The organism is Streptomyces sp. NBRC 110611, assembly GCF_001590865.1.
Taxonomy (GTDB): Bacteria; Actinomycetota; Actinomycetes; order Streptomycetales; family Streptomycetaceae; genus Streptomyces.
On record NZ_BBUY01000011.1, the window covers coordinates 163,503 to 181,814 of the forward strand.

An 18,312-nucleotide genomic window follows, 5' to 3' on the forward strand; every position below is an offset into this window, starting at 1 on the left:
GGAGAACCACTCATGACGCACCACACGGACACGGACCCGGACCCGGCCGTTGCCGAGACGGATCCGCTGGTAGTCGACTTCCCGGTGCGCAAGCCCGGCGTGCCGTTCCCGCCGCCCGACTACGCCGACTACCGCGACCGAAAAGGGCTGGTCCTGTCGCACCTGCCCGACGGCAAACGGGTGTGGCTGGTCACCCGGCACGAGGACGTACGCGCCGTCCTGACCAACCCGGGCATCAGCTCCAACCCCGCACACGAGGGATTCCCCAACGTCGGGGAGACCCTGGGCGTGCCCAAGCAGGACCAGATCCCGGGCTGGTTCGTGGGAATGGACTCCCCCGAGCACGACCGGTTCCGCAAGGCCCTCATCCCGGAGTTCACCGTCCGGCGGGTCCGCGCGATGAAGCCCGCGATCGAGCGCACGGTGGAAGCGCAACTGGACGCCATGCTGGCCGCGGGCAACACCGCCGACCTCGTCGCGGACTTCGCCCTGCCCATCCCGTCCCTGGTGATCTCCGCACTGCTCGGCGTACCACCCGCCGACCGCGAGTTCTTCGAGTCCAGGACCCGGGTCCTGGTCTCCCTCCGCACCTCCACCGACGAGGACCGGATGGCCGCCGGCCGGGACCTCCTGCGCTATATCAACCGACTGGTGGACATCAAACAGAAGTGGGGCGGCGACGACCTCATCACACGGCTTCTGGCCACCGGCGCCATCGCCCCCCACGAGATGTCCGGCGTGCTGATGCTGCTGCTCATCGCCGGCCACGAGACCACGGCCAACAACATCGCGCTCGGCGTGGTCACGCTGCTGACGAACCCCCAGTGGATCGGCGACGACCGGGCCGTGGAGGAGACGCTGCGCTTCCACTCGGTCGCCGACCTGGTGTCCCTGCGGGTGGCGGTCGAGGACGTGGAGATCGCCGGCCAGCTCATCAAGGCGGGCGAGGGCATCGTGCCGCTGGTCGCCGCCGCCAACCACGACGAGAACACCTTCGCGTGCCCGCACGCTTTCGACCCCTCCCGGTCCGCCCGCCACCATGTGGCCTTCGGCTACGGCGTGCACCAGTGCCTGGGGCAGAACCTGGTGCGGGTCGAGATGGAGGTCGCCTACCGCAAGCTCTTCGAGCGCATCCCTGATCTCGAACTCGCCGTCCCTGTCGACGGGTTGGACATCAAGTACGACGGCGTGCTCTACGGCCTGAAGGAACTGCCGGTCCGCTGGTAGCCGCCGGGCGGCCACTCCACCGCAGGACAGATTCCACCGCAGGAGAGATAACGACATGCGTATCACCGTTGACGCCGACCGCTGCGTGGGGGCGGGCCAGTGCGTGCTGAACGCGCCCGCCCTCTTCGACCAGGACGACGACGGGCTCGTCACCCTCCTCGCCGAGCCCGGGGCCGACCAGGAGTCCACGGCCCGGCTGGCGGGCGCCCTGTGCCCGTCCCGGGCGATCACCGTGCACGAGAACTGAGCCACGACCTGGGCAGGAGCTGGTGTCCGAACCCCGGCCCGTCCCCGCAACCGACGAGAGTGCTCGAGAACGATCCGGGAGTGATGGTGCCCGTCCACACAGATGACTACGTGCTGACGCCGCCCGCCGACGTGGCGGAATTCCTGGGCGGTTACACGCTGCCCGAGGTGTTCGAGGCCGCGGTGGAGTCCGCCCCCGACACGGTGGCCGTCGTCGACGGGGACCGCTCGTGGACGTGGGCGCAATGGCGCGCGGACGTCGCCGCGCTGGCCCGCGGCCTTCAGGAGTCGGGCGTCGCGCCCGGCGATGTGGTGGCGGTGCAGCTGCCGAACTGCTGGGAGCTTCAGACCCTGCACCTGGCCGTCGCCGCTGTCGGGGCGGTGCTGCTGCCCGTCCACGAGGGCACCACCGCCCCGGAGCTCCACGCGCTGCTGACCCGGGCGGAACCCGTCCTCCTCGTCCGGTCGGCAGCCGGGAGCGCCGCGAGCGCCGGGAACGAGAGTGCGGCGACGGCTCGTTCGCTTCTGGAGAGCGTGCCGTCGTTGCGTGACGTGCTGGCGGCCGGTGCGTGGGAGGCGGCGGGGTGCGAGGAGCCGGGGTGCGAGGATCCGGGGACCGGGTCGCTGGACGGGCTGTTGGCGGCCTGGGCGGGCCACCGGCCCGCGCCGGTGGACGTCACCCCCGACCTGCCGCTCGTCCTGATCTCTTCCTCCGGGACGGCCTCGGCACGGCCCAAGCTCTGTCTGCACAGCCACGACGGTCTGCTGTCGAACACCGCCGCCGTCACCGCCGGGGCCGCTGACGCCTTCGGCGGTACGGTCCTCGTGGCCTGCCCGATGACCCATCTGTTCGGCCTCCAGGCCATGCACGCGGCGCTGTTCGCCGCACACGGGCAGGTCCTGCTCACCGGCTGGGACGTGGACCGTTTCCTGGAACTGGCGCGGGAGCACGCACCCCGTGTCGTCTTCGCCGTGCCCGCGCAACTGCGGGACGTCGTCGCGCGGCTGGCCAGGAAGGACGAACCGGCGGGCTTCGCGCCGTACCAGGTCCGTACGGCGGGGGCCGCCGTCGCGCCCGCGCTCGCCGCCCGGGTACGCGCCGTCCTCGACTGCGAACTGGCCGTGGTCTGGGGGATGTCCGAGATCGGCGCCGGCACCTGCACCCGGGCCCACGACCCCGACGGCAGTGTGGGAAGGCCGGTCCGAGGCGTGGCCGTGCGGGTCGTCGACGAGCGCGGCGAGGTGTGCGCGGCGGGGGAGAGGGGCGAACTCCAGTACCGCGGGCCGGGGCTGTTCCGCGGCTATTTCGGCGAGCCGGAGCTGACGCGGTCGGCCCTCACCGAGGACGGCTGGCTGCGGACCGGCGATCTCGCGGCCATCGGCGGGAACGGCGTGGTGGTACTGCACGGCCGGGCGGCCGAACTGATCAACACGGGCGGCCGGAAGTTCAGCGCCACCGAGGTCGAGGGGCTGCTCGCGGGCCTTGCGGACCTGGGCCCGCTGGCCGTGGCCGGCGCACCGGACGACCGGCTGGGGGAGTACCCGTGCCTGGTCGTCACCGACCGCGCGGACCGCACGATCGGGCTGACCGAAGTGACCGCGTACCTGCGTCGGCTGGGGCTCGCCGACCACAAGATCCCCCTCGAACTGGTCCACCTGCGCGAGCTGCCCGTCTCTCCGGCCGGGAAGCTCGACCGCCGGGCGCTCCAGCGGCTGCTCGGCGGCCTCTCGGAGGTGTCCGTTCCGGCCCGGCTCGGCGCGCTCCCGCCGTACACGGTCGAGGAGGCGCTGGAGCTCGTACGCGACGGCGTCGGCCGGCTGCTCGGGACCGGCGGCACGGCCGTCCCCTTCTCACCCGACGCGGACTTTCCCGACACGGACTTTCGCCAGCTCGGCCTGGACTCCATCCGCGCGGTGCGGCTGCGAAACCTGCTGCGGGAGGAGACCGGGCTGCCGCTCCCGGCCACGCTGGCTTTCGACTTCCCGACCCCGCGGGCCGTCGCACACGTACTGGCCGAGCAGGAGGAGCCGTCCCGGGAGGAGTCGTCTCGCGTAGAGCCGGCTCACGTGGCGTCGTCTCGCGTAAAGCCGTCGCACGTGGAGTCGTCCCCCGTGGAGCCCTCGCACGTCGAGTCGTGTCGTACCCCGGTGGACGGTGCCGATCCGGTGGCCATTGTCGGCATGGCCTGTCGGCTGCCGGGCGGAGCCGACTCCCCCGAGGCCCTGTGGCAGCTGCTCGCCGACGGGACCGACGCCATGTCCCACTTCCCGGAGGACCGCGGCTGGGACCTGGACCGGCTCTTCGACGAGGACCCCGACCGTCCTGGTGCCTCCTACGCGCGCGAAGGCGGCTTCCTGTACGACGCGGGGGACTTCGACGCGGGCTTCTTCGGACTGTCCGACCAGGAGGCGACGGCGACCGATCCGCAGCAGCGGCTGCTCCTGGAGGCGGCCTGGGAGACCTTCGAGCGGGCGGGCATCGACCCGAAGTCCCTGCGGGGCAGCCGTACGGGCGTGTTCACGGGCGCGATGGACCGCGGCCACGGCGCCCATGCGTCCGCCACGCCCAGCGCGTGGGAGAGCATGCTCATCACCGGGGCCGCGGCCAGCGCGATCTCGGGGCGCATCGCCTACACCTACGGCCTCGAAGGCCCCGCGATGACGGTGGACACCGCCTCCTCGTCCGCTCTCGTCGCCCTGCATCTGGCCTGCCGGTCCCTGCGGTCGGGCGAGACCGACCTGGCGCTGGCCGGCGGCGTCACCGTCATGGCGACCCCGGCACCCTTCGCGCACTTCTCCCGGCTGCGCGCGCTCTCCCCCGACTCCCGCTCGATGGCGTACGCCGACGCCGCGAACGGCTCCGCATGGTCTGAGGGCGCGGGGCTGCTGCTCCTGGAGCGGCTGAGCGACGCCCGGCGCAACGGACACCGTGTCCTGGCACTCGTACGGGGCACCGCCGTGAATCAGGACGGCGCCTCCAACGGGCTCACCGCGCCGAGCGGGCCCGCACAGCAGCGCGTCATCCGCCAGGCACTGGCCGACGCCCGACTGACGCCGCAGGACGTGGACGCCGTGGAAGGGCACGGCACCGGGACGCCGCTCGGTGACCCCATCGAGGCCCAGGCCCTGCTGGCCACATATGGCCAACAGCGGGCTGAGGGACGGCCGTTGTGGCTGGGGTCGGTGAAGTCGAACATCGGGCATACGCAGGCCGCCGCCGGGGCCGTCGGGGTCATCAAGACGGTTCTCGCGCTGTGCCACGGCGTACTGCCGCGGACGCTGCACGTGGACGCTCCCTCGGCCAAGGTGGACTGGTCCGCTGGTTCGGTACGGCTGCTGACCGAGCCCCGGCCCTGGCCACGGGAGAGCGGACGCACGCGCCGGGCGGGGGTGTCCTCGTTCGGACTCACCGGCACCAACGCGCACGTGATCCTGGAGGAGGCGCCGGGCGGGGCGACGGGAGAGGAGCCGCAAGAGGAGCCGGAAGGGGCGCCGGCGGCAGCGCGGTGTGCGTCCGGGGCGGCTCGGGGCCCGGAGCCGTCCGGTGACGTGGCGGTGCCCTGGGTGCTGTCCGCCCACAGCCGGGCGGCGCTGCGGGCGCAGGCCCGGCGGCTGGCCGAGGACATGACCGCCGACCCCGGTCCACGGGCCCAGGACGTCGCCCATGCCCTGGCCACCACCCGCACCCGGCACCGGCACCGGGTCGTCGTCAGCGGCTCCGACCGGTCACAACTGGTCTCCCTGACCGCCGAGTTCGGGCGCGGCAGGCGTGCCGCGGGCGTTGCCCTGCACGATTCTGCGCCCGGCGGGCTGGCCTTCGTCTTCCCCGGACAGGGCAGCCAGCGCACCGGCATGGGGCGCGAGGCGGCCGAGGCGTTCCCCGTCTTCGGGCGGGCGCTGCGCGAGGTGTGCGCCGCGCTGGATCCGCTGCTGGAGCGCTCGCTGACCTCGGTGATGTGGGCGGCTCCCGGCTCCGAGGAGGCGGCTCTCCTCGACGACACCACCTACACGCAGCCCGCACTGTTCGCCGTCCAGGTCGCCCTGTACCGGCTGTTCGAGTCCTGGGGCGTGGTGCCGGACCACCTGGTGGGGCATTCGGTCGGCGAGATCTCCGCCGCACATGTGACGGGCCTGCTGTCTCTCCAGGACGCGTGTGCCCTGGTGGCGGCCCGGAGCAGGCTGATGGGCGCGCTGCCGCCCGGTGGTGCGATGGTGGCGGTGCGCATCACCGAGGCCGAAGTGACCCCGTGGCTGGCGGAGCACACGGACTCCGTGTCGATCGCGGCCGTCAACGGGCCGCACTCCCTCGTGCTCTCCGGAGCCGAGGCCCCGCTCGCCGTGCTCACGGACCGGCTCGGCGCCGCCGGGCACAAGACCCGGAGGATCACCGCGAGCGTCGCAGCCCACTCGCCCCTGATGGACCCCATGCTGGAGGAGTTCCGTACGGTCGTCCGTACCCTGACGCTGCCCGAAGCCGAGCCCACCGTTCCGCTCATCTCCACCGTCACCGGCCGCCCCCTGACCGGCGAGGAGGCGCGCGACCCGGACCACTGGGTGCGGCATGTGCGGCAGTCCGTACGCTTCGAGGACGCGATCGGCCGGCTCCGTGACGAGCGGGTCACCGGGTTCCTGGAGCTGGGCGCCGAACCGGTGCTCACGCCGATGATCGACGAGTGCCTGGAGTCGGCCGACTCGCAGAGCGGGGCCGCCGTGGTGCCGAGTCTGCGTACCGGGGTGCCGGAGCGTCAGGCCCTGCTCACCGCGGTCGCCCGGGTGTATGCCCATGGCGTGCCCGTCGACTGGGACACGGTGCTTCCAGGAGCCCGGCCCGTCGCCCTGCCGACGTACGCGTTCCAGCGGCGGCGGTTCTGGCTGGCGTCGGCTCCTGTGCGCCCGGCGGGTGAGGTGGCTGCCGCGGGTGGGACGGCGGACGGTGACGAGCCGCCGGGGCTGGAGGCCCGGCTGGCCGGCCTGGACGACGTCGAACAGGAAGCGCTCGTACTGGCTTTGGTGTTCGCCGAGACCTCGGCCGTGCTCGGCGGCCGGGAGATGCAGGGCGGGGAGGCCGACCGTACGTTCAAGGAGCTGGGCGTCGAGTCGGTTAACGCCGTCGAACTGCGCAACCGCCTCATCGCGGCCACGGACCTGCGGCTTCCCGCCACGCTCGTGTACGACTACCCCACGCCGAATGCCATCGTCCGGCTCGTCCGCGAACGACTCGCGCGGCCGGCCACCGCCGCGCGCGATCTGGCCGCTGTCGTGGCCGAGTTGGAGACCCTGGTCACGGCCGGCGCGGAGGTCTCGGAGGAGACGGTGGCGCGGCTGACGGCGGTGACGGCGGGGGCGGCAGGGAAGACCGGGTCGGCCGACGGTGGGGAGCGTGAGGCGCTGAACCTGGCGTCGGCCAGTGACGAGGAACTGTTCCGGCTGATGGACGCGGAGAGCTGACGTCCGGTTAATTCCCCGTTCCTTTGTGGGTGTCGCGCGCCCAAAAAAGCCCGTTCGGTGCGGACTCCGGTTATGCGTTCGTGCCGAGCACCGGAAAATTCCTAGTTTTCTTCGGTAAAGGCGCCGCGGTCCGGGGGGGCGTACCGGATTCGGTGATGGCCGGTTTCAGTTGGCGGGAAATGCGATGGTGTGGACTCGGGAATTCCCTAGTGTGCCCGGAATTTCTTGACACCGGGACCGCCCGCTTGGAAACGTGCGATTACCCAGTGTCCGGACCGCGGCGTTTCCGATGCCATTCGACGTCAAGAGGCCAAGTGGCCAAGAGAGCCAAACAGTCAACTCGGCTCTGCGTTTGGGCGGTCTGTTCTATGCGGAGGAGAGGAATGAGATGTCCAAGCGTGCGCTGATCACCGGAATTACCGGGCAGGACGGCTCCTATCTGGCGGAGCACCTGCTCGCGCAGGGGTACCAGGTGTGGGGTCTGATACGAGGTCAGGCGAACCCCCGCAAGTCGCGGGTCAGCCGCCTCATCTCGGAACTGTCGTTCGTCGAGGGTGATCTGATGGACCAGGCAAGCCTGGTCTCCGCCGTCGACAAGGTGCAGCCCGACGAGATCTACAACCTCGGTGCGATCTCCTTCGTACCGTTGTCCTGGCAGCAGGCCGAGCTCGTCACCGAGATCAACGGCATGGGTGTGCTGCGCATGCTTGAGGCGATCCGCATGGTCAGCGGCCTGAATGGCTCGCGTAGCGGCGGCAACGGCCAGATGCGCTTCTACCAGGCGTCCTCGTCGGAGATGTTCGGGAAGGTCGCCGAGACCCCGCAGTGCGAGACCACCATCTTCCGGCCGCGCAGCCCCTACGGCGTGGCCAAGACGTACGGGCACTTCATCACCCGCAACTACCGTGAGTCCTTCGGTATGTACGCGGTCTCCGGCATGCTGTTCAACCACGAATCTCCGCGCCGCGGGGCGGAGTTCGTGACCCGGAAGATCTCCCTCGCGGTGGCCCGGATCAAGCTCGGGTACCAGGACAAACTGTCCCTGGGCAACCTCGACGCCGTACGTGACTGGGGCTTCGCCGGAGACTACGTCCGTGCTATGCAACTGATGCTCCAGCAGGACGAGCCGGGCGACTACGTGATCGGGACCGGCCAGATGCACTCGGTCCGCGACGCGGTCCGCATCGCCTTCGAGCATGTGGGCCTGAACTGGGAGGACTACGTCAGCATCGACCCCTCGCTGGTGCGGCCGGCCGAGGTGGAGATCCTGTGCGCGGACGCCGAGCGCGCCCGCGCCCAGCTGGGCTGGGAGCCCCGCGTCGACTTCCCCGACCTGATGCGCATGATGGTCGACTCCGACCTGCGCCAGGCGTCCCGCGAGCGGGAGTACGGGGACCTGCTGCTGGCCGGCAGCTGGTAGCCGGCAGGGCACACGGGAGACCCCGGCCGGGTGTCTCCCGTACGGCTCCGGTTCGGCGGCCCGCCGAACCGGAGAGCACGGACTCTAGGTGATTTCCGGCCTTCCTCCTTGTGGAATGGACGGTGGACCACAGGGGCCGGTGAATCCGCCGCCGCGTTCCGGCGGACGGACCGGCCCCCTCGCGAGAAGGACGGAGCCAGCGCCATGACGACGACCACGGAGGAAGGACTCTGGGCCCGGTGCTACCACCCGGCGCCGGACCGCCCGCGCCGGCTGGTCTGCTTTCCGCACGCGGGTGGTTCGGCGTCCTTCTTCTTCCCCGTGTCGGCGCAGCTGTCGCCCGTGGCGGAGGTGCTGTCGGTGCAGTACCCCGGCCGCCAGGACCGGCGTACCGAGACCAGCCCCAGTGACATCGCGACCATGGCCGATCAGGTGTACGCGGCCCTGCGGGGCCGGCTCGGGTCGCGGCCGACGGCGTTCTTCGGGCACAGCATGGGCGCGCTGGTGGCGTTCGAGGTGGCCCGGCGGCTGGAGGCGGACGGCGGCGCACTGACGCACCTCTTCGCCTCGGGCCGGCGCGCGCCCTCGCGCTACCGCGCGGAGAGCGTGCACCGGCGCGACGACGACGGGATCGTGACCGAACTGAAGCTGCTCGCCGGTACGGACGCTTCGCTGCTGGGTGACGAGGAGGTCCTGCGCATGATCCTCCCGGCGATCCGCAGCGACTACACCGCGGTGGAGACCTACCGCTGCGACCCCGGAGCGGCGATCAAGGCGCCGATCACCGCGTTGACCGGTGACAACGACCCCAAGACCACACTGGAGGAGGCCGAGGACTGGCGCGCGCACACCACGGACGCGTTCGACCTCCGGGTCTATCCGGGCGGCCACTTCTTCCTCGGCCCCCAGGCTCCCGCCGTACTGGCGCTGCTGCGAGCGCACCTCACCGCGCAGGAGTGCGCGCGCTGATGTGCCTCCTGAGGTGGTTCCGTGGGCACGGAGTCTGTGGATCATGTACTCTGGCGCACGTCGGACATCACTCTTTGGTGTGATTTGCAGCACGATGTGGTGACGCCTCGTCGCATCCGCTGTGTCTCGGAGGTGCGGGGGTCCCATGGTGCGAGACCGGAGCGACACTCCCCGCTTAGCCAGGGCGACTCCCTGCCCGGTCAGGACGTTGGTCGGCCGGGCCGGTGACGTGGGAGCGCTCAACCACCTCGCGCGCGAGGCGCGTTGGGGGCGTGCGAGCTCGGCGGTCGTGACCGGTCCGGCCGGAATCGGCAAGTCCGCCCTCCTGCGTGCTTTCCTCGGTGGAGACGCCTGCCGGCACGCGACGGTTCTGCACGGCATGTGCGAGGAGGGCGCCGCGGACGACGCCTTGGGCGGCGTACGCACTCTGCTCGGCCCGGCCGTACGGGAGGCCGCCCCCGAAGCCGCGGCTTGCAGCCTCCCCCTCCTCGCTCCCGGCGCGCTGGCCGGTGAGCCGCCGCACGCCCCGGCCGTCCAGCGCGCGTTCCACGGGCTGTACCGCCTCGCGGCGGACGAGCTGAGCCGCGGCCCGCTCGTCCTGGCTCTGGACGGCGCCCACCACTGCGACGAACTCTCCCTGCGCTGGCTGGACTTCCTGCTGCGCCGCGCCGACGGCCTCCCCCTGCTCGTCGTCCTCGCCCAGCAGGCCGAGGCCACCGGCCCCGCTCACGGTGCCGCGGCCCACCGCGCCCTGACGGACCTCGCCGCCCGCCGCGGCACCACGACGCTGCGCCTGCGGCCGTTGACCGAGCCGGATGTCGCCGAGCTCGTACGGCAGTTCTTCCGGGAACCCGCGGCCCCGGCCTTCGTCACCCGCGCGTGGTCGGTGACCGGAGGCAACCCTCGTCTTTTGGAGCGCCTGCTGTGCGAACTGCGGGGTGAGGGCGCCGGTTCGGGCGTGGGCGGCGCCGACCGGATCGCCGAGACCGGCGGTCGCGTCCTGGCCTGCTGGGCACGCGAACTCCTGGACCGCCGGCCGTCCTGGGTCGGCGAGGTCGCGCGGGCGGTGGCGGTCCTCGGCGAGCGGGGCGCCGACCACGTCGGCCCGCTCGCCGCTGTCCCCGCCGATGTCGTCGAGGATGCTCTGGCGGTGCTGCGCGAGGCCGGACTGCTGGCGCCCGGCGGCAGGCACCTGGTGCACGGCGCGGTGCGCGCGGCGGTGCTGGCGCCCCTGGACGCTCAGGAGCTTTCGGGCCTGCGGACGCGGGCGGCCCTGCTCCTCAGCGACGCCGGCCGGCCCGCCGAAGAGGTCGCCGACCACCTGCTGCCGCTGCCCTCGATATCCGCACCATGGATGCCCGGCGTCCTGCTGGAGGCCGCGGTCCGGGCCGAGGTGCGCGGCGCTCCGGAGACCGCGGCCCGCTACCTGTACCGGGTACGGGAAGTGGACCCCGACAGTGTGGAGGTCCGCGTCCGCCTGGCCCGGGCACTGGCCGAGAGCGACCCGTCCGAGGCCATCGGCCTGCTCCGCGGAGCGCTGGGGCCCGGCGTCGACATCCGCACCCGGGCGAGGATCGCCGCGCAGTTCGGCACGACCTGCCTGGCCGCGCGGGACAGCTCCGCCGCCCTGGGCATGCTCGAGGACGTCCTGGACGCTCTCGGCGCCGACCTCGGGCCCGACCCCCTGCCCGCCGACCGGGAACTGTGCACGCTCGTCGAGTCGGTGCTGCTGATCGTCGGCTCGCACGGCCGCAGCACGCTCGCCGCGACCCGGAAGCGGGCCGCGATGATGACCGTGCCCGAGGGGGACACCCCGGCCCAGCGCCAGAAGCTGGCGGCGATGGCCGTACTGACGGCACTCGACGACCAGGCCCCCGAACCGGCGGTGGGGCGCGCCCTGCACGCGGCCTGCTCACCCCAGCTTCCGCTGAAGAGCTGGTCCCTGATCAACTCGTCCTTCGTCCTGGGCCTCGCCGACCGCACCGAGGACGCCCTGCACGCGCTGGACCGTCTCCTGCGCCACGGCCGGGAGAACTCCGCGTTATGGACCTACTCCGTGGCCCTGTCCAGCCGCGCCCTGCTCCTGCAGGGCCTGGGCGCACTCCCGGACGCGCTCGCGGACGCCAGGACCGCGGTGCAGATCAGCAGCGCGGAACGGTGGGGCGAGATGGTGGTCCTGCCGAGGGTGGCCCTGGCGGGCATTCTGGTGGACCGGGGCGAGGCCGCGCATGCCGCGAAGCTGCTGACCGGCATCGGACCCGCCTGGCGTGACCAGTACGTGTGGACCCACCACCGTTACCTCCTGACCCGCGGCCGGGCCCGCCACGCCCTGGGGGACGCGGAGGGCGCACTGGCGCTGTTCCGCGAGTGCGGCAGGTCACTGGAGGAGGCCGAAGTACGCCACGCGGCATACCTGCCCTGGTGGGCGGAGGCGGCCTGCGCGCTCGCGGAACTGGGCCGCGCCGAGGAGGCCCGGGAGCCCGCCGCGCACGGCACGCGGCTCGCACGGCGCTGGGGTACCCCCCGCGTCCTCGGCCTGGCCGCCCTGGCCCGCGGTGTGGCCACCCCCGGTGAGCGGGGCGTGGAACTGCTGGGCGAGGCGGTGCGGGAGCTGTCCGCCTCACCGGCCCGGGTCGAACACGCCCGCGCCGAACTCGTCCTGGGAAAGGCCCTGCTGGCGGCCGACGACCGGCGCGCCGCGCGCGAGCATCTGCGCGCCGCGGCCGACCTCGCCCAGCGCTGCGGCGCCCTCGCGCTGGGGCAGCACGCCCGTGGCGCCCTGCTGGCGGCGGGCGGCCGGATGCGGAAGATGACCGCCTCGCCGCTGGACCTGCTCACCAGCATGGAACGCAGGGTCGCCGGCCTGGCCGCCGGCGGCGCCACCAACCGCTCGATCGCGCAGTCGCTGCACGTCAGCGTTCGCACGGTCGAGACGCATCTGACCAGTGTGTACCGCAAGTTGGACATTGCCGAGCGTGCCCAGCTCGCCGCGGTTCTCCGCTCCCCGGGCGTCCACGGGGCACGGGTACCGCGGCAGGCGTCGCGGCCGCGCGGGCAGCGCTGAAGGCGACCGGGGGGATGTCTGTGACAGGGCTGAAGTATGAGCAGCTATACGCTGGGTTTATACGTGCGGGGCGCCGGGGTACCGATCCCCCCTTGCTCGAACGCGAGGCGGAGCAGGCGCAGTTGGCGCAGGCGGTGGCCGCGCTCGACGAAGGGCGTCCCGCCGTCGTCTCCGTGACCGGCCGCCCCGGCTTCGGCCACAATGCCCTGCTGCGCTGGACCGCCCGCCTCGCGGAGGAGCGCTCGGTACGCGTCCTGCGCGTCGTCGGCTCCCTGACCGAACGCGACCTGCGGCACGGAGCCGTCGCCCAGCTCCTCACCCCGTTGGGCGAGGTGGCCGAGCGCCCGTTACGGGTCCTGCGCGGGGACCACGAGCCGGACGGCCTGCCGGGCCTGCCCGAACTCCTGCACTGCGCCCGCCGAACACCCACGCTCGTGACGGTGGAGGACGCACAGTGGCTGGACGCGGCCTCCCTGCACTGGCTCCAGGCCCTGGTACGCCGGCTGTCCACTGGCATCTCCCTCGCCCTGCTCATCGGCCGCACCGGCCTGGACCCGCACGGCCCCGACTGGCCGGCCGATGCCGCCCCCGCCGCGCCGCTGACCCGCCATCTCACCGTCCGGCCGCTCGGTCCCCGCGCGGTCTCCGCCCTCGCCGAGCAGATCTGCGGCACCCCCTGCGACGAGGCGTTCGCCGCCGCGGCCGCCGAGGCGTCCCAGGGCAGCCCCGCCGTACTGCACGCGGCCCTGCACTGCTTCGCCGACGCCGGCCACCGGCCGACCGCCGACCACGTCCCGCAGCTGCGCACCCTGATCACCGGCATCATCGGCGACCGCGCGGGGCGCGCCCTGCGGGGCCTGACCGACGAGGCCACCGCCGTGCTGCGCGCGCTGGCCGTCGCCGGCGACCTGCTGGACTTCCCCCTGGTCTGTTCCCTGGCCGGGCTGCGCACCGTACCCGAATCCCGGCTGCGCGTGGCGCTGGAAACGGCCGGCTTCACCGTCCCCGACGGCTCCTACGAACGCATCCGCCTGCCCGTCGTCCGGGACCGCATCCTGGAGGACACACCCGCCGCCGAACGCGCCGTCCTGCACGCCCGCGCCGCCCGCCTCGCCTACCGGGCCGTGGCCGACGACGAGGACATCGCCCGGCTCCTCCTCCAGGCACCCCCCATCGGTGAGCCCTGGGCCGTCCACGCCCTGCGGGACAGCTCCGGCGCCGCCCTGCGCCGAGGCGACTTCGCCCGCGCCGCCACCTACCTCGAGCGCGCCCTCGACGAGCCCCAGGACCCCCTGCAACGCGCCCACCTCGGCCTCGACCTGGCCAGCGCCGAGGCCGCGGCCGCCCCGGAAGCCGCCGACCGCAGGCTCACCACCCTCCTCCACGCTCCGGGCGAGGGGGAACCATGGGCCCAACTGCGCATACGGGCCCTGGACATGGGCCTGGCCCGCGGCGACGACGCCTGGGGCCGCCGCGCCGCCGCCCAGGCCCTCGCCACCGCCCACGGCAGCGAGCGCGACGACCTGATCGCGCTGTACTGGTACGCCGTCGAGACCGGGCCCGAGGCCGCCGACGTTCCCACCCCCGACGTCCCCGCCCTGCCCGAACACCCCCTCGCCGCCGCCCAGGCCGGCCTGCGCGCCTGGCAGCTCGTCACCCACGGCCGGGACCGCGACCTGGCCGCGGAGCTGGCCCGCCGCGCCCTGGCGGCCGGCAACGCCGCACCCGTCATGCCCCGTCTGGTCGCCGCCAGGGCACTGTGGCTCACCGACGCCGCACCCGAAGCCGAGGACCGCCTCGCCGCCATCGTCGCCGAACTGCGCCGCCGCAACTGCCCTCCCGCGCTCGCCCGCGCCCTGGTCCTCTGCGCCGAACTGCACGTACGCGGCGGCCGCCTGGACGCCGCCGAACGCGCCGCGGACGCCGCCGAACGGGTCCTGCCCGCCGCTTCCTGGCACCCCCTGGCCGCCCCGCATCTCCTGGCCGTACGCACCGTCATCGCGCTGGAGACCGGCCGCCATGACGAGGCCCGCGCGCTGTTCGACGCCCCCACGCCGCCCGGCTCCGCATACGGCGCCTACTGGCCCTACCTGCTGTTCACCCGCGCCCGCGTGGCCGCCGACGAAGAACGCCCGGCCGAGGCCGCCGAACTGTTCAAGGAGAGCGGACGCTGGCTGCTGCGCAGGCATTGGGTCAACCCCATCGTGCTGCCCTGGCGTTCGCTGGCCGCCCGCGCCTGCCTCACCCTCGGCGACCGGGAACAGGCCCAGCGCCTGATCCACGAGGAACTCACCCTCGCCCGCCACTGGGGCGCCCCCAGCGCACTGGGCCTGGCCCACCTGTCCGCCGGATACCTGGGCCGCCGGGAGCCGTCCGCCGGTGTCCGCGAATCCCCCCTCGTCCCGCGCGACCTGCGCACCCGGCTCACCTACGCCTGGGTCCTGGCCGAGCGCGCCACCGAGGAAGTCACCAAGGGCGACCGTGCCGCCGCTTCCCGCCTGCTGACCGAACTGTCCCGCCTCACCGCCACCCACACCTCCGGCCGCCTGGCCGAACGCATCCGGTGGCTGACCTCCCGGCTGGACGAGCCCGCCACCCCGGACGACGCCACCCTCCCCGAGGAGTGGGCCGCCCTGTCGCCCGCCGAACGGCAGACCGCCGAACTGGCCCGCCGCGGCCTGGGCAACCGGCAGATCGCCCAACGGCTCGCGGTGAGCCGGCGCACCGTCGAGCTCCGGCTGAGCAGTACGTACAAGAAGCTGCACATCACCTCACGCAAGGAACTCCGCGCGCGGAGTCTGCCGACGGAAAGGGATGTAACCGATGCTGTATGAGCGGGAACCGGAACTGGCCCGGATCGACACCGCGGTACGCCGGGCACAGGCCGGCCGCGCCTCCGCACTGCTGCTGGCCGGCCCCGTGGGCATCGGCCGTTCCGCGCTCCTCCAGGAGGCGGGCGACCATCCCCCGGGCGCCTTGCGGGTCTTACGGGCCAACGCCGCGTCCATGGAGCAGGACTTCGCCTTCGGCGTCGTCCACCAGCTCCTGGGCCCTCTCCTGGCCGGTGACCTCACCGTCCCCGCCGACGCGGGCGGCGCGGCCCGGCCGGACCCCACGGGCGGCCTCCCCGCTCCCGGTGACGAGGACGCCGCCGGCTCCGAAGTCGTGCTGCACCGCCTGCGGTCCCTGCTGGCCGAGGCCTGCGCCACCACGCCCGTCCTCCTCCTCGTCGACGACCTGCAGTGGGCCGACCTCCCCTCCTTGCGCTGGCTCGCCTACCTGGCCCGGCGTCCGCACGGGCTGCGCGCCGTCCTCGTGTGCACCCTGCGCGACGGCGACCCCCGTGCCCAGCACCCCCTCATCCGGGGTATCGCGGACGCCGCCGACATCCTGCGCCCCGGCCCGGTCTCGCTCGACAGCACCCGGGCCCTGATCCACCACCACTTCGGCGAACCCGCCGACGACAGCTACGCCCACGCCTGCCACGACACCTGCGCCGGCAACCCCCTCTTCCTCCGGTCCGTCCTGCGCGACCTGGCCCTGAGCGGCCATCGCCCCACCGCCGAGCACGCCGAGCAGGCCCGCGTGCGGCGCCCCGCCCAGCTCCGCGACCGCCTGGCCGGCTGCCTGCACACCCAGCCCGGCCCCGTACGTGATCTGGCCACTGCCCTGGCCGCCTTCGGCGACCACGGCGAGCCCGACCTCATCCGGCGCCACGCGCGACTGGACACCACCGGCTACCGGCAGGCCCTGCGCACGCTGCACCACCTCGGTCTGCTCGGACCGGTGCCGGGCGCCGCGGAGTCGGGGGAGGGGCTTCCGGCCCAGGACCCGGCCGCCCAGGACACCCCGCGCTTCCTCCACCGCGTCGTCCGCGACGCCGTGGAATCCGCCCTCACCGTCGCCGAACGCGAACGCTCCCGGTACGCCGCGGCCGAACTCCTCCACCAGGCCGGCCACCCCGCCGAACACGTCGCGGACCTGCTGATGGCCGTCACCGCCACGCACCGCCCGTGGGCCGTGGAGGTACTGCGGGCGGCCGCGGAGGCCGCGCTGCGCCGCGGGGAGCCGGGCCTCGCCGCCCGCCGTCTCCAGCGCGCCCTGCTGGAGAGCACCGCGGGCGACGGCGAGCGCGCCCGCCTGCTGATCGAGCTGGCCGGTGCGGAACGCGGTATCGACCGCGCCGCCTGCGAACGCCATATCAGCCAGGCCGTCCGCCTCCTGCCGTCGGCGACCGACCGGGCCGCCGCCGCCCTGCGCATCCCGCCCAGCTTCCTGGGCGAGGCGCCCCCCTCGGGGGTGGACCTGCTGCGCCGCGCCTCCGAAGACCTCGACCCCACGGCGCCGCACCAGGGATGCGCGCGCGAGATCGTCCTGCGCCTGGAAGCGCGGCTGTGGCATGCCGGCCACGAGAACCCGACGGAACTGACCGGTGCGGTGGAACGCTTGCGCGCACTGGGCTCCCCGCCCCCCTTGGACACCGGCGGCGCCCGCGAACTGGCGGCCGTGCTGACCAACGCGGCGGTGCTCTCCAGCGCCTTGCCGGCACCGGACGTCGCGGCCCTGGCCGAAAGGATCCTGGAGCGCGAGCCGGTGACCGCCGCCCGCGCCGGCACCGCACTCCCCCTGGTCGCGGTCGCCCAGTACGCCGCCGACGCGGTGGAGGGCATCCACGCCCGTCTGTCCTGCGAGCGGCACTCCGACGGCTCGCACGCGGTGGTGCACGCCGAGCACGCCCTGATGCAGCTCGCCTGCGGCCGCCTGGTCCAGGCCCGCGAGCAGGGCGACCGGGCCGCCGAACTGGCCGACGCGGACTGGCGCGAGCCCACCGCCGTCGTCCGGGCGGCGGTGGCCATGGAAACCGGCGACATCCAGCTGATCGAGAGCCTCCTCGAGGACGCCGGGAAGCGCTGGCCGGACAGCCTCGCCCTGACGGCCATGCTGCAACTCCTCAAAGCCTCGCTCGACGCCCGCCGTGGCCGTGGCGCCCACGCCCTGCGATCCCTCCTGGCCTGCGGCCGCCAACTGGAAGCGGCCGGCTGGCGAAACTCCGCCCTCTACCCCTGGCGGCCCCGCGCCATCGTCCTCCACCACCGCCTGGGCGAGGCCCGCCAGGCCCGGGCCCTGGCGGAAGAGGAACTGGCCTGGGCGCGGCAGTGGGCGGCCCCCGCCGCGCTCGGCCGCGCCCTGCGCCTGAAGGCCCTCCTGCCCGGCGGAGGCGGCGTCCCCGCCCTGCGCGAGTCCGCCGAGATCCTCCGGACGTCCGCCAACACGCTCGAACTGGCCCGTACGCTCCTCCAGCTGGGCCGGGCCATGGAGGGCGGCAAGGAGTCGAGGGCGGTACTGCGCGAGGCCGCCGATCTCACCACCGCCTGTGGCGCGCCCTGGCTGACCGAACGCGCCTGCGCGGCCCTGGGAACCACCGCCCCGAGCGTGGAGGCACCGCTCACCCACAGCGAACGCAAGGTCGTTTCTCTGGTCGGCCGGGGCCTGACCAATCAAGAAATCGCCGATGAACTCGGTGTGAGTACCCGTGCCGTGGAGAAGCATTTGACCTCGTGTTACCGGAAGTTGGGCGTGGTGGGGCGACGCGAGCTGCTGGGTGGCCGGAGTTCGGGCAGAGCGTTCGCGGCGCGCTGAGTGCGCGGTGGTGAGCCCCTCTCGCAGTGCGGCTTACCGGCGGTAAGCGGATCGGGGTGTTCGGGGGCCGAAAGGGCAACCGCGGGGCATTCGCAGGGACCGAAAGGGCAACGGTGGGGCGGGGTGTTCGGGGGGACCGAAAGAGCGGGGCGGCACCGTACCCTGCGGGAGTGCGACCACAGGTTTAGCGGTGGGGGGCCGGGACGGCGTTGACGTTTGTCTGGATCGCTCCATAGTGTCGATTGGGTCGGGGAGATCGGAATTCATTCCCGACGGCTGCCGGGCCTTCGTGTATCCG

The 18,312-nt window shown here is 73.4% G+C and carries 8 protein-coding genes; all 8 read left to right on the forward strand.

Annotation, left to right across the window (positions count from 1 at the left end; genetic code table 11):
• The first annotated feature begins 12 nt into the window (after nucleotides 1-12).
• The 8 genes from AZE13_RS22675 to AZE13_RS22710 all read left to right on the forward strand — a co-directional run bounded on the left by AZE13_RS22675 (nucleotide 13) and on the right by AZE13_RS22710 (nucleotide 18,014).
• A complete protein-coding gene (locus AZE13_RS22675; RefSeq protein WP_066934962.1) occupies nucleotides 13-1,227 on the forward strand; it encodes a cytochrome P450 in 1,215 nt (404 codons plus the stop codon).
• 55 nt (nucleotides 1,228-1,282) lie between these two features.
• Entirely contained in the window at nucleotides 1,283-1,474 is a 192-nt protein-coding gene (locus tag AZE13_RS22680; protein ID WP_066934965.1) for a ferredoxin, read from the forward strand.
• An 83-nt stretch (nucleotides 1,475-1,557) separates the two neighbouring features.
• Nucleotides 1,558-6,921: a type I polyketide synthase gene (locus AZE13_RS22685; protein WP_066934967.1), complete on the forward strand. Its 5,364-nt coding sequence runs from the start codon at nucleotides 1,558-1,560 to the stop codon at nucleotides 6,919-6,921.
• Nucleotides 6,922-7,309: 388 nt separating this feature from the next.
• Complete coding sequence (locus tag AZE13_RS22690) at nucleotides 7,310-8,341, forward strand: GDP-mannose 4,6-dehydratase (RefSeq protein ID WP_066934970.1); 1,032 nt, start codon at nucleotides 7,310-7,312, stop codon at nucleotides 8,339-8,341.
• A gap of 204 nt (nucleotides 8,342-8,545) precedes the next feature.
• Nucleotides 8,546-9,310 carry a thioesterase II family protein gene (locus AZE13_RS22695; protein ID WP_066934974.1) on the forward strand — a complete coding sequence of 255 codons (765 nt, stop codon included), beginning with the start codon at nucleotides 8,546-8,548 and terminating at the stop codon, nucleotides 9,308-9,310.
• Between the two features lie 145 nt (nucleotides 9,311-9,455).
• Nucleotides 9,456-12,374: an ATP-binding protein gene (locus AZE13_RS22700; RefSeq protein ID WP_066934976.1), complete on the forward strand. Its 2,919-nt coding sequence runs from the start codon at nucleotides 9,456-9,458 to the stop codon at nucleotides 12,372-12,374.
• A gap of 92 nt (nucleotides 12,375-12,466) precedes the next feature.
• Nucleotides 12,467-15,208: an AAA family ATPase gene (locus tag AZE13_RS22705; protein WP_258527929.1), complete on the forward strand. Its 2,742-nt coding sequence runs from the start codon at nucleotides 12,467-12,469 to the stop codon at nucleotides 15,206-15,208.
• Nucleotides 15,198-18,014 (forward strand): helix-turn-helix transcriptional regulator, encoded by a 2,817-nt coding sequence (locus tag AZE13_RS22710; protein WP_066934979.1) that lies wholly within the window; start codon nucleotides 15,198-15,200, stop codon nucleotides 18,012-18,014. Before AZE13_RS22705 ends, AZE13_RS22710 begins: the two co-directional genes overlap by 11 nt.
• The last annotated feature ends 298 nt before the right edge of the window (nucleotides 18,015-18,312 follow it).

Coding starts and splice junctions, on each gene's coding strand:
- AZE13_RS22675 (WP_066934962.1), top strand. CDS start 13: ATGACGCACCACACGGACACGGACCCGGACCCGGCCGTTGCCGAGACG.
- AZE13_RS22680 (WP_066934965.1), top strand. CDS start 1,283: ATGCGTATCACCGTTGACGCCGACCGCTGCGTGGGGGCGGGCCAGTGC.
- AZE13_RS22685 (WP_066934967.1), top strand. CDS start 1,558: ATGGTGCCCGTCCACACAGATGACTACGTGCTGACGCCGCCCGCCGAC.
- AZE13_RS22690 (WP_066934970.1), top strand. CDS start 7,310: ATGTCCAAGCGTGCGCTGATCACCGGAATTACCGGGCAGGACGGCTCC.
- AZE13_RS22695 (WP_066934974.1), top strand. CDS start 8,546: ATGACGACGACCACGGAGGAAGGACTCTGGGCCCGGTGCTACCACCCG.
- AZE13_RS22700 (WP_066934976.1), top strand. CDS start 9,456: ATGGTGCGAGACCGGAGCGACACTCCCCGCTTAGCCAGGGCGACTCCC.
- AZE13_RS22710 (WP_066934979.1), top strand. CDS start 15,198: ATGCTGTATGAGCGGGAACCGGAACTGGCCCGGATCGACACCGCGGTA.